Annotated in this window: 11 protein-coding genes; all 11 read left to right on the top strand. The window is 37.9% G+C overall.

What is annotated here, in order from left to right; all coding sequences use genetic code 11:
- The gene (locus DZB84_RS02590; RefSeq protein ID WP_116350676.1) at window positions 1-387 is read left to right on the top strand and encodes a DUF3397 domain-containing protein; all 387 of its coding nucleotides are present in this window, start codon (window positions 1-3) and stop codon (window positions 385-387) included.
- A gap of 97 nt (window positions 388-484) precedes the next feature.
- Window positions 485-2,110 (top strand): bacillithiol biosynthesis cysteine-adding enzyme BshC, encoded by a 1,626-nt coding sequence (gene bshC, locus DZB84_RS02585; RefSeq protein WP_116350675.1) that lies wholly within the window; start codon window positions 485-487, stop codon window positions 2,108-2,110.
- Between the two features lie 121 nt (window positions 2,111-2,231).
- Entirely contained in the window at window positions 2,232-2,663 is a 432-nt protein-coding gene (gene mraZ / locus DZB84_RS02580; protein ID WP_116350674.1) for a division/cell wall cluster transcriptional repressor MraZ, read from the top strand.
- A gap of 59 nt (window positions 2,664-2,722) precedes the next feature.
- Window positions 2,723-3,655, top strand: coding sequence for a 16S rRNA (cytosine(1402)-N(4))-methyltransferase RsmH (rsmH, locus tag DZB84_RS02575; RefSeq protein WP_116350673.1), 933 nt, complete (start codon window positions 2,723-2,725; stop codon window positions 3,653-3,655).
- A 36-nt stretch (window positions 3,656-3,691) separates the two neighbouring features.
- Window positions 3,692-4,054, top strand: a complete 363-nt coding sequence (gene ftsL, locus DZB84_RS02570; protein WP_116350672.1) for a cell division protein FtsL — start codon at window positions 3,692-3,694, stop codon at window positions 4,052-4,054.
- A 3-nt stretch (window positions 4,055-4,057) separates the two neighbouring features.
- On the top strand, window positions 4,058-6,289 hold the full coding sequence (locus DZB84_RS02565) for a penicillin-binding protein (RefSeq protein ID WP_116350671.1): 2,232 nt from the start codon (window positions 4,058-4,060) through the stop codon (window positions 6,287-6,289).
- A gap of 301 nt (window positions 6,290-6,590) precedes the next feature.
- Window positions 6,591-8,546: a stage V sporulation protein D gene (locus tag DZB84_RS02560; protein WP_116350670.1), complete on the top strand. Its 1,956-nt coding sequence runs from the start codon at window positions 6,591-6,593 to the stop codon at window positions 8,544-8,546.
- A gap of 210 nt (window positions 8,547-8,756) precedes the next feature.
- Entirely contained in the window at window positions 8,757-10,220 is a 1,464-nt protein-coding gene (locus DZB84_RS02555; protein ID WP_116350862.1) for a UDP-N-acetylmuramoyl-L-alanyl-D-glutamate--2,6-diaminopimelate ligase, read from the top strand.
- Window positions 10,221-10,667 carry a hypothetical protein gene (locus tag DZB84_RS02550; protein WP_116350669.1) on the top strand — a complete coding sequence of 149 codons (447 nt, stop codon included), beginning with the start codon at window positions 10,221-10,223 and terminating at the stop codon, window positions 10,665-10,667.
- Window positions 10,668-10,669: 2 nt separating this feature from the next.
- Entirely contained in the window at window positions 10,670-11,644 is a 975-nt protein-coding gene (gene mraY / locus DZB84_RS02545; protein ID WP_116350668.1) for a phospho-N-acetylmuramoyl-pentapeptide-transferase, read from the top strand.
- Window positions 11,645-12,997: a UDP-N-acetylmuramoyl-L-alanine--D-glutamate ligase gene (murD, locus tag DZB84_RS02540; RefSeq protein WP_116350667.1), complete on the top strand. Its 1,353-nt coding sequence runs from the start codon at window positions 11,645-11,647 to the stop codon at window positions 12,995-12,997.
- The last annotated feature ends 103 nt before the right edge of the window (window positions 12,998-13,100 follow it).

Genomic DNA, 13,100 nt, shown 5'->3' with positions numbered 1-13,100 from the left:
ATGGTCGACTTTTTTGCAGGAATCGCTGCGACGTTTGTTACAATTCCATTACTAGGATTCGTCCTAGTCTACTTGATTAGTAGATTTATTATAAAAAGCACTCGGAAATCCTTTTTTCTATCGGTTGATGTAACGACCGTATTTTTTCTTATTGCAGTGCATTATTTATTACTTGTGATTGTTGGAAAAAGCATGCTTTGGCTCATTCTCCTCATCCTCCTTATGTCCATTTTGATTATTGGCTATATGACTTGGAGGAAAAACCATGAAATTGAAACAGTGAAAGTTTTAAGGAAGTCTTGGCGTTTCGTATTCCTTGCTTCCACGGTTGCGTATTTTCTATTACTACTCATTGGGCTTGTTCAACGAATTTTTGTCACAGCATAAATTTTTGAAACAATGAGCAGTAATTTTTGGTTTATCAAAAAAGCGTGCTATACTCAACTAAGATATAAACTGGATATGAAAGGAAGAACAAGAATTTATGGAGGTTTTGGATCTCTCACTGCCATCTTCAAATCGATTAGTAAACGATTATCTTTCTAATAAAATGGATATAGAGAAATTTTTTGATTACGATATCCAATCTCCCCTAGTGTATGAGGTGAGAAAAAAAGATTTAGAAAAGAGACATTTTGAACGTGAGAAACTTGTGGAGCACTTAGTTTCTTTTAATAAAAGATTAAATTATCATCCCCATACGATTGAGAATATACACAAGCTATTAGACGCACAGAGTGTTGTGGTGATTGGTGGACAGCAAGCAGGTGTATTGACTGGACCGTTATATACGATTCATAAAATCGTTTCTATTATTAAGCTTGCAAAAGAACAAGAGGAAAAATTAAATATACCTGTTATACCAGTATTTTGGATTGCTGGAGAGGATCATGATTTTGCAGAAATCAATCATCTTTTTGTGAATCTTCAAACTGGCATTCGAAAAAGAGCAGTTCCACAATATCACAACCGTAAGACAATGGTATCTTCAATAGAAATTGAACAGGATGGTTTCATGGAATGGATTGAAGAAGTCTTTGAGACGTATGGTGAAACCAATCATACAAATGGTCTTCTAGAACTCCTGAATGGATTTGTGGAAAAATCAAAGACATATGTTGATTTCTTTATACAAATTATCAATGAACTTTTTGGAGAAACTGGGCTCGTTCTTGTGGATTCTGGTTCAAAAGAAATTAGAACACTTCAATCACCTTATTTTAAAAAAATGATTGAAAAAAATAGAGAGATTCATGATTCATTGTTATTGCAGCAGGAAGTTTTGTCTTCCTATCAATACCCTAAAACAATCGATATGAATGAATCTAGTGCAAACCTTTTTTATACGCAAAATGATGAACGGATTTTGCTTGAGTACAATGTAGAGCATGATATTTTTAGTGGGAAGAATAATGAATGTATCCTTTGTGGCGACGAATTGCTTGAGGTTGCGATAGAAAAGCCGGAACTATTAAGCAATAATGTAGTAACAAGACCGGTTATGCAGGAGTTCTTATTTCCGACACTTGCTTTTATATCTGGACCTGGTGAAGTATCATACTGGGCAGAGCTTAAAAAGGTATTTGAAGTAATGGAAATTAAGATGCCGCCTGTTCTTCCACGGTTAATGATGACAATTGTAGAAAGAGCAATCGAGTCTAATATAGAAGAAATTGGCTTGACTATTCAAGCGGTGTTGTCAGGGGAGCTTGTAAAAGCGAAAGAAACATGGCTGGAAAAACAAACGGCTGATGTAGATGGCATCATTTCAGAAGCAAAGAAAGAAGTCGAGCTAATTCATAAAAAGGTTAGAAATGTGGGGCTAGAAGTGGACCATGGGTTGGCAGATCTTTTAATAAAGAACGCCCAAAATATTCAATCACAATTTGATTTTCTGAAAAATACATTTAATCGAAGTATCCTAAAGCGTAATGAAATTGAATTAAATCGTTTTAACCGAATTGAAAAATCACTTCTACCACTTGGCTCCCCACAGGAGAGATTATGGAATGTTTTTTACTATTTAAATAAATATGGCGACGATTTTATCAAAGATTTATTAGCTCTTCCGTTTGAATTTAACGGAAAACACAAAGTGATAAAGATGTAGTTCGTATTGAAAATCCTCGGAATTTCCGGGGATTTTTTTTATTTGGTAAAAATTTATAAAAACTGGTGGTGGAAAGTGGGGGATTGTGGTAAGATAAATACAGAAAGTGGGGACAATGGATATGTTCATGGGAGAATACCATCATACTGTTGATACGAAAGGCCGAATGATTATACCTGCTAAGTTTCGAGATAATCTTGGTGAAACATTTGTTTTAACGAGAGGTCTTGATCAGTGCTTGTTCGGTTACCCACAATCTGAATGGAAAATACTTGAAGAAAAATTAAAAACACTCCCATTAACAAAAAAAGACGCTCGCGCTTTCACACGATTTTTCTTTTCTGGAGCCATTGAATGTGAACTTGATAAACAAGGAAGAGTGAATATTGCATCACCTCTTCTTTCATATGCAGGGCTTGAAAAGGAATGTGTGGTTCTAGGAGTATCAAACCGCATAGAAATTTGGAGTAAGGACAAGTGGGAAGAATATTTCGCCGCTTCTGAGGAATCTTTTTCTGATATAGCTGAAAATATGATCGGTTTTGATATATAATTATTCATTGTGTTAAAGATAATAAGGATATTACACAGATGATTATAAGAGGTGCTAACATGTTCGAACATAAAACCGTTCTATTAGAAGAGGCTGTAAATGGATTAAAGATAGACCCAGATGGCATCTATGTAGACTGCACACTTGGTGGAGCAGGACATAGCTCATACATAGCTTCAAAGCTTTCAAACAAAGGTAAGCTATATGCATTTGATCAAGATGATGTTGCGATCGAAAATGCAAAGGACAAGCTTGCTAAATATGGTGATATTGTTACCATCATTAAAAGTAATTTTGCTAACATAACTGATAAATTACACGAACAAGGTGTAACAACTGTTGATGGCATTTTGTTTGACCTAGGTGTTTCATCCCCACAATTGGACACCCCGGAAAGAGGATTTAGCTATCACCACGATGCCCCACTTGATATGCGAATGGATCAAGATGCAACATTATCTGCGTATGACATCGTAAATCATTGGTCATATGAGCAAATGGTAAGAATCTTTTTTCAATATGGTGAAGAAAAATTTTCAAAACAAATTGCTAGAAAAATAGAGGCCGCACGTGAGAAGAAACCAATCGAAACCACAGGAGAATTGGTGGAATTAATTAAAGAGGGTATCCCGGCCGCAGCAAGAAGAACTGGCGGGCATCCGGCAAAAAGGATTTTTCAAGCGATTCGAATTGCTGTAAACGATGAGTTAAAAGTATTTGAAGATGCGATTAATCAATCAATCGAGCTTCTTGCAACAGGAGGAAGGGTGAGTGTTATTACTTTTCACTCACTAGAGGACAGAATTTGTAAAGTTACCTTTAAAAAGGCAAGCGAAGGTCCACCCCTTCCACCCGGCATTCCGATTATTCCTGATGAATACAAGCCAAAATTAAAACTTATTACAAGAAAACCGATATTACCTACAGAGGAAGAAATTGAGGCAAACAAGAGGGCTCGTTCTGCGAAGTTAAGAATCGCAGAAAGACTTTAAACAATATATTACGATAGGTACTTGAGGAGGGATATGATGGGTAATTTAGCATACAAAGTAAGGCAAACAGAAAACTACCAACCAGATCAGACACCGAAGACACGACCAACCATTAGAAAGAAGTTTCGATTTACGTTAGGAGAAAAGGTATTAGGGATTGTATTCTCCGCAGCTGTAATGTTCTGCGCAATTCATATCATATCTAACCAAGTATCGATCTATCATACAAACATCGAAATCCAACAAATCGAAGCATCAATTAGCCAACAAACAAAAACAAATAATGACCTTTATGTACAAGTTCAGGAATTAAGCGAATACGAACGTCTTTGGGAAAAAGCGAGAGAACTTGGCCTTGTTTTAAATGAAAACAATGTTAAAGTTGTTCAAGGGAATTAAAACATGAAAATGAAGGTTAAAAATAACAATATAAATAGAGGAGCAGCATTTATTAGTATAATATTTGCTTTGCTCTTTTTTACATTGATGGCAAGATTTGTGTATATCCAAGGTACTGGTAAGGTTGATGGTGTTGTTTTAGCGGCATTGGCAGAAAAAAAATATACGAAACAAAGAACAATTGAAGCGCATCGAGGAACGGTGTATGACCGTAACGGAAACCCAATTGCTGAGGATACGTCTTCTTATACTGTTGTCGCGATCCTTGATGAAGATTTAACGGTAGATAAAGATGACCCGCAACATGTTGTTGATCCTGAAGAAACGGCTCGTAAGCTTTCACCGCTCTTGAATATGGACGAGAACGAGATGTATAAAATATTAACAAAACCTGAAAGGAAACAGGTTGAATTCGGTACTTATGGCCGTGATATTAGTACATCACTCAAACAGGAAATTGAAAGTTTAGAATTACCTGGTATTGCGTTTAGAAGAGAATCAAAACGCTACTATCCTAACGGGACCTTCGCCTCACATGTTGTTGGCTATGCACAGATGGTAACTGATCCCAAAACGAAAGAGACGGAAACGGTCGGAAAGATGGGAATTGAACAAAGTCTTGATAAGTACCTTCAAGAAAAAGATGGCTACATGAAATTCCAGAGTGATACGAAAGGCTTTAAATTACCAGATGCAAAAGAGCAGATTGTCGCACCTGACAATGGAAGCGATGTTTATTTAACAATTGATCAAACAATCCAAACGTTTTTAGAGGACGCCATGAACACGACCATGAAGGAATATGAACCTGAAAAAATCATTGGTGTTGTCGCAAACCCAAAAACGGGTGAAATTTTAGCAATGTCGTCGAGACCGAGCTTTGACCCAAATGTTCGAAATATCCAAAACTACTTGAATGATGCCATTTCCTACCCGTTTGAGCCAGGTTCAACGATGAAAATCTTTACATTGGCCGCAGCGATTGAAGAAGGAGTATATAATGGGAATGCAACCTTTGCTTCAGGAAGCTATACGGCTGGAGGAGAAACAATTCGTGACCATAATAGGAGAGGTTGGGGAACGATTACCTATGATGAAGGTGTCCTTAAATCTTCAAACGTTGCGTTTGCAAAGTTAGCCAATGAACAACTAGGAACGGATAAATTATTGGAGTATTTGGGACGTTTTGGACTTGATCGACCAACTGGCATCGATTTAGCAGGTGAAGTTCAAAACACGATCAATTTTAAATGGGAGATTGATAGAGTATCAACCGCATTTGGCCAAGCATCCTCTGTTACTCCAATTCAACAGATACAAGCAGCTACAGCGATCGCTAATGGCGGTAAGATGATGAAACCATATGTTGTTGATAAAATCGTCGACCCGGATACAGATAAAACGGTTGTTGATCATAAGCCTCAAGTCGCGGGACAACCTGTTTCAGCAAACACTTCTAAAAAAGTGTTAGATTTATTACGCCAAGTCGTAACAGATGGTACAGGAAAGGCCTATGATCTTGATGGCTATCAAGTTGCTGGGAAAACAGGTACTGCTCAAATTCCAAGTCCACATGGTGGGTATTTATCGGGAAGGGGTAACTTTTTATACTCATTCCTAGGTATGGCACCGATGGATGACCCTAAATTAATTGTCTATGTTGCTGTAGAGAAGCCTAAGCTTAAAGATACAGACATTGGTCACGAACCTGTTGTGATGGTATTTAATCATGTGATGAAAAATAGCTTACAATACCTAAATATACAACCAATAGAGCAAAATACGGAAAATAATGTGGATGTAGAAAAAGAAGTTGAAGTTGATTCCTATGTTGGAAAATCTATTGAAGAGGCTAAAGCTTCTATTGATAAGTTACAGCTTAAAGCAACTGTTATTGGAAAAGGCAAAAATATTATCGCTCAAAGTCCAAGTCAAGGTGAAAAAATACTACCTAACGAACAGGTCTTTCTACTTACTGATCAGGAAGCGACCTTGCCAGACATGACAAATTGGTCAATAAGGGATGTTATGAGAGTTGCTGATTTAACGAATATAAAAGTTTCACATAGCGGCAGTGGATATGTCGTCCAACAAAGCTTGGAACCTGGGGCTATCATTAAAGACGGTGATTCATTATCCGTTAAATTAGAACGACCATACACACCACAAGAGGAAACAGCTGAAGAACCAGCTGAAGAAAACGAGAATAGTAAGAAAGAACAAGAAGGGAACTGATATTTCAGTTCCTTTTTTTATTGTTTAGGATATTATAAAATTTATCAATGTGAATAACTCTTATTGGAGTATCCACGTTCAGCTCCAGCGCCTAGCCCCTCGAGGTCATAAGCCAATCGCTTCGGAAGGCAAGAGGCGCCTTCTGTCAGCGCTCGTCTTATGCTTGTCGGGGCTAATCAAGGCGCTTGCGCTTTTGTTCAGACCAAGCAATTCGATATCGATACACTCGTTCTATTCATTCTTGTACAAGCATATATTTAGACGAGCCTTGATTTGTAAGTTTAATAGGAGGTACATCTATATGCGTGTTTCGAATGTAACAGTACGAAAAAGACTCTCATTAGTACTATTTATAGGATTTTTATTATTTTTGATTATTGATGTTCGACTTGGATATGTTCAATTTTTCGTTGGGAATAAGTTAACTGCACTGGCAAAGGATTCATGGAGCCGGGATATTCCATTTGAGCCGGAACGAGGAAAGATCATTGACCGAAATGACGTCGTCCTTGCAACGAACCAGAGTGCACCGACTGTTCTAGTCGTTCCTCGACAAATTGAGAATCCTGCAGAAGCAGCAGAAAAACTTGCTGCCGTTTTAAATATGTCAAAAGAAAAAGCGTATAAGAAAATAACTGAAAATGAATCAAAAGTCTATATCAATCCTGAGGGAAGAAAGATCTCTCATGAAAAAGCGAATGAAGTTCGAGCGCTTGGAATTAAGGGTGTATATATAGCGGAAGATTCGAAACGTCATTATCCGTTTGGTAGTTATCTATCGCATGTATTAGGTTTTGCAGGTATTGATAATCAAGGGTTAACAGGACTTGAGAAAAGCTATGATGAAGAATTAAAGGGTGAAAAAGGAAGTGTGCAGTTCTATTCCGATGCAAAAGGAAGACGAATGCCGGATATCGCTGATGATTATACCCCTCCTAAGGATGGTCTTGACTTAAAGCTAACGATTGATACGAGAATTCAATCTCTTATTGAACGTGAACTCGATAATGCTGAGGCGCAATATAATCCAGATGGAATCATTGCGATTGCGATGAATCCAAATAATGGTGAAATTTTAGGAATGTCTTCAAGACCTGATTTTGATCCAGCAAACTTTCGAAACGTTCCGCAAGAAGTGTACAACCGTAATCTTCCTGTTTGGAGCACCTACGAGCCTGGTTCAACCTTTAAGATTATAACTCTAGCTGCTTCCTTAGAAGAAGGCAAAGTTAATTTAGATAATGATCATTTTAATGACCCAGGTTTTGTCAAGGTCGGGGGAGCTACCCTTAAATGTTGGAAACGCGGCGGACATGGCCATCAAACATTCCTAGAGGTTGTTCAAAACTCTTGTAACCCTGGTTTTGTCGAGTTAGGAACAAGATTAGGGAAGGATACATTGTTCAAGTATGTTCGTGATTTTGGATTTGGCCAAAAAACAGGCATTGATCTTCAAGGTGAAGGTACTGGAATCCTCTTTAAACCAGAAAATGTAGGTCCAGTTGAATTAGCAACAACCGCCTTTGGTCAAGGGGTGGCGGTGACGCCGATTCAACAGGTGGCAGCTGTTTCTGCAGCCGTAAATGGTGGAACCTTATATCAGCCATATGTCGCGAAGGAATGGATCAATCCAGTTACAGGAGAAGTGGTGAAAAGTAATTCTCCTATAGCAAAGCGCAAGGTCATTTCCGAAGAAACGTCTAAACAAGTAAGATATGCACTTGAAAGTGTTGTAGCAAAAGGTTCAGGTGGAGGCGCTTATGTGGATGGTTATCGTGTAGGTGGAAAGACCGGTACCGCTCAAAAATCAAAAAAGGGTGGCGGTTACCTTCAAAATAACCATATTGTATCATTTATTGGTTTTGCACCTGCAGATGATCCTCAAATTGTCGTCTATATTGCCGTTGATAACCCGAAGGGAACAGTTCAATTTGGTGGGGTCGTTGCAGCACCGATTGTTGGAAATATTATGCGTGAAAGCCTGCCATTGCTAGGAATTGAAAAGCGAGATAAACAAATTGAAAAAGAAATCAGATTGTGGACGGATAAAAAATATCTCGAGGTTCCAAATCTAATTGGTTTAACTAAAAAGGAATTACAGCAGCAATTAATGAATATCAAATTGGATATCAGTGGAGAAGGAAATGTTGTTGTTGACCAGGCACCAAATCCAGGAGAACGGGTTCAAGAAGGAACAACATTGCGGATCCATCTTGGGGAAGCGACAGACCAAAAAGATTCAAAAAAGAAGAACTAAGTTCAGGGGGATTTTCCCCCTTTCAAACTTCTTTTTTCTATAAAAAGGAATACCTTTAATATAGAGGAATAAAATTTTTGGTAGGGTGTCCTTTTTAACCTTCTATTTATGGGAAATTAGGGTACTAGACAACACACGGGGACTAGCGTATTATGTTAATCTGATACAATTCCTGGGTAAATTTTTCGAGAGGGAATGGTAAAATTCATGATGAGATTACAGGACTTATTAGCGAACCTGCATGATTTTACGGAAAAAGGTAATGCCAATCCTTTTATCACATCTCTTGAAATGGACTCGAGGGAGGTAGAAAAGGGAAGTTTATTCTTTTGTGTAAAAGGTAGTACATTCGATGGTCATGTATTTGCATCAGAAGCTGAAGCGAAAGGTGCGGTTGCAATCATCGCTGAAAAAGATGTAGGGGTATCGATTCCTGTTATCAAAGTGAAGGATACAAGAAGAGCAATGGCTGTAATGGCAGATGCGTTTTATCAGCAACCGACACATAAACTCCAATTAATTGGGGTTACCGGGACAAACGGGAAAACATCAATAAGCCATATTGTTGAAGAAATTTTTAAAGAAGCCGGTGAAAAAACAGGTCTCATTGGAACGATGTACACAAAAATCGGTGAAAAAACAATTGAAATGAAGAATACGACACCAGAATCAGTAACACTTCAAAAGTTTTTTTATCAAATGGTTTTTGATAAAGTAACGAGGGTTGTGATGGAGGTCTCTTCCCATGCACTCGATATTGGTAGGGTACACGGATGTGACTTTAATATAGCGGTGTTTTCAAATTTGACACAGGATCATTTGGATTACCATCGAACAATTGATGAGTATCGAAGAGTGAAAGGTTTATTGTTTGCTAGTTTAGGTAATCGTTTTGATAAAGATAATCCGAAATTCGCGGTTTTGAATAATGATGACACTGCTTCAGAGGAATACGCCAGATCCACTTCAGCAACAATCGTTACATATGGAATTCAACAGACAGCTGATATTATGGCTGCTAACATTCGTATGACCGCATCTGGGACAGAATTTGATTTAATTACGCCGTTTGGTTCTTACGAAGTGAAGACGAATTTAATTGGACAATTTAGTGTTTATAACGTTTTGGCTGCCATCGCTACTGGCATCGTGTCTCGGATCCCAATTTCAACAATAATTAGGGCAATCGAAAAGGTAAAAGGTGTACCCGGACGTTTTGAAATCGTGAACCAAGGGCAAAATTTTACTGTAATTGTCGATTATGCACACACCCCTGATAGCTTAGAAAATGTCTTAAAAACAGTTAGACAGTTTGCAAAAGGGAAAATCAACGTAATTATTGGATGTGGTGGAGACAGAGACCGATCAAAGCGTCCGCTCATGGCCAAAATCGCAACAAAATTCGCGGATGTCCCCATTTTTACATCTGATAATCCTCGCTCGGAAGATCCTCTCGAAATTTTAAAGGAGATGGAAGCGGGGGTAGAGGGAGAATTTTATATCACTATCCCGGATCGTGAAAAAGCAATTTTTTATGCTATTTCAAATGCGGGTGAGAATGATATAATAATCATTGCTGGAAAAGGACATGAAACCTATCAAATCATTGGGAATAAAACTCATTCATTTGATGACCGCCTTGTTGCTGCTCGTGCAATTAAGGAGTTGAATTAATTGTTATCCAATCAAGATATGTGGACTCTTTTTGAAGAAGCGTATGGGTTCAATCATCAGAATTTTGATTTTGAGGAAGTGACTACTGACCCCAATATCGTAACGAAAAGAGGCCTTTATATTTCAATTGAACAAGAAAAAAGGGATAAATTTTTAAAGCAAGCACTTTATAATGGTGCAGTTGCAGCAGTTTGGCCAAAGGATGAAAAATTACCCCTGTTTCTTCCCAATCATTTCCCAGTATTCGTAGTTACAGATCCACTACCAGCACTCAATCAAATCTTGGAATTCTATCTAAAAAAAATCGAAGAAAATGGGTATGATACAATGACAAAATTTAAACTATTTACAAATGAACTGAAAAGTATGAAGCAAAACGATCAAGCAGTAAACGAAATAACAATGCATCTTAGAAAATTAGCAATGCTTGAAAAAGGGAGGGGATAAAGATGATCGAAGAAGTAGTCATTTATTCGATTGCCATAGGATTTATCATAAGCGTCATTCTCTCCCCCATTTTTATCCCTTTCTTACGTAGATTAAAATTTGGACAAAGTATTCGTGAGGAAGGTCCTAAATCCCATCAAAAAAAATCGGGAACACCTACGATGGGCGGAATCATTATTTTGGTGTCGATTATACTTACGACGATTTTAGTGTCGACTCGATTAGGGGAACTTTCAGTTACAACATATTTACTATTATTTGTAACTTTGGGATACGGGGTATTAGGTTTCTTAGATGATTTTATTAAAGTAGTACTAAAGAGGAATCTCGGTTTGACCTCCCTACAAAAATTACTTGGTCAAATCGCTATTGCTATCATTTTTTATTTTATTTTTAAACAAAATAATTTTTCAACTGCGATTTCAATTCCAGGAACAGCTTTTGAGTTTGAGTTAGGAATTCTATATGTCTTCCTGTTAATTTTTTGGTTAGTTGGTTTCTCCAATGCTGTTAATTTAACGGATGGATTAGATGGATTAGTTTCAGGTACGGCTGCAATAGCGTTTGGTGCATTTGCGGTATTAGCTTGGAATCAAGCGCAATATGATGTTGCGATCTTCTGTGTGGCTGTAGTCGGAGCAGTTCTTGGGTTCCTTGTATTTAATGCAAACCCGGCTAAAGTATTCATGGGTGATACAGGTTCACTTGCACTTGGTGGTGCGATAGCAACAGTTGCGATTACCCTAAAGCTCGAAATCTTGCTAATCTTAATTGGCGGAGTTTTTGTAATTGAAACATTGTCTGTTATTATTCAAGTTATCTCTTTTAAAACAACGGGCAGACGTGTGTTTAGAATGAGTCCTTTACATCACCATTATGAATTGGTGGGATGGTCCGAATGGCGGGTTGTTGTAACTTTTTGGACGGTAGGACTATTGTGTGCGATTCTTGGAATTTATATCGAGGTGTGGATTTAATTGAAAAATGCAAACAAATTTTCTAACAAACATATTTTAATACTTGGTCTTGCCAAAAGCGGCTTTGCTGCAGCTAAGGTCCTTTATGATCTTGGCGCCCGCCTTACAGTTAACGACCAGAAGCCATTTGAAGAAAACGAGCCTGCACAAGAGCTCGAAAAATTGGGCATAAGGGTAGTATGTGGAGGTCATCCAATCGAAATTTTGGATGATCATTTTGACTTTATTGTTAAAAATCCAGGAATCCCTTACAGCAACCCACTTCTTGTAAAGGCAAAAGAAAAAGGAATTCCAGTCATTACGGAAGTTGAACTTGCCTACCACATTACTCCTGCAGAGTTTATTGGTATTACGGGCTCTAACGGAAAGACAACCACAACGACATTGATTTTTGAAATGTTAAAGTATGGCGGGAAATCACCTTTAATCGCTGGAAACATTGGAACAGTGGCCTGTGAGGTTGCACAATCGTCGAAAAAGGAAAATTTTATCGTGACTGAACTTTCCTCGTTTCAGTTAATGGGAATTGAAGATTTTGCACCAAAAATTTCGGTTTTATTAAATATATTTGATGCGCATCTTGATTATCATGGAACGAAGGAAGAATACGTGAAGGCAAAGGCGAGAATCTTTGAAAATCAAACGGAAGATGATTACAGTGTGATCAATGTCGATGACAAGGATGTTGTATTTGCAGCAGAGGGTAGCCAAGGTAAGAAAATACCATTCTCCACTACGAGGGTATTACAAACGGGTGCCTATATTAAGGATCAAAGTATTTATTTTGATGAGGAAAAAATCATTGAAATTAAGGATATTGTTTTACCGGGCGTCCATAATCTTGAAAATATACTGGCTGCAGTTGCGGTTGCAAAGCTCGTCCATACACCAAATAATGCGATTACCCAAGTGTTAACAACCTTTACGGGAGTAAAGCATCGCCTGCAATATGTTACTACGATTCAGAATCGCAAATTTTATAATGATTCTAAAGCAACGAATATCCTAGCAACGAAAAAGGCAATTTCCGCATTTGAACAACCGATTATATTGTTAGCTGGCGGACTTGATCGTGGTAATGAATTTGATGACCTTGTTCCTGAACTAGAACGAGTGAAAGCAATGGTACTGTTTGGTCAAACTGCGAAAAAGCTTGAACGAGCAGGGAAGCTTGCTGGAATAGAAAATATGAAACTGGTCGATAATGTTGAGGCAGCGGTAAAAGAAGCTTATACTCTTTCAAATGAAGGTGATGTCATTTTATTATCACCTGCATGCGCAAGCTGGGATCAACATAAAACATTTGAAGAAAGAGGAGACATTTTTATAAACGCCGTGCATAAGCTTAAGTAAGGGCTTGGACAATCTAGATTAATCTAGCACAAGCAGCCTAGCCCCTCGAGGTCATAAGCCAAATCACTACAGAAATCAGGATTTCCTGCGTGATTCGTCTTAT

Source organism: Bacillus sp. HNG, from assembly GCF_003400205.1.
Lineage (GTDB): Bacteria > Bacillota > Bacilli > Bacillales > Bacillaceae_L > Ferdinandcohnia.
The sequence above is the reverse complement of the archived record's forward strand: the minus strand, read 5'-3'. Positions and strand labels throughout refer to the sequence as shown.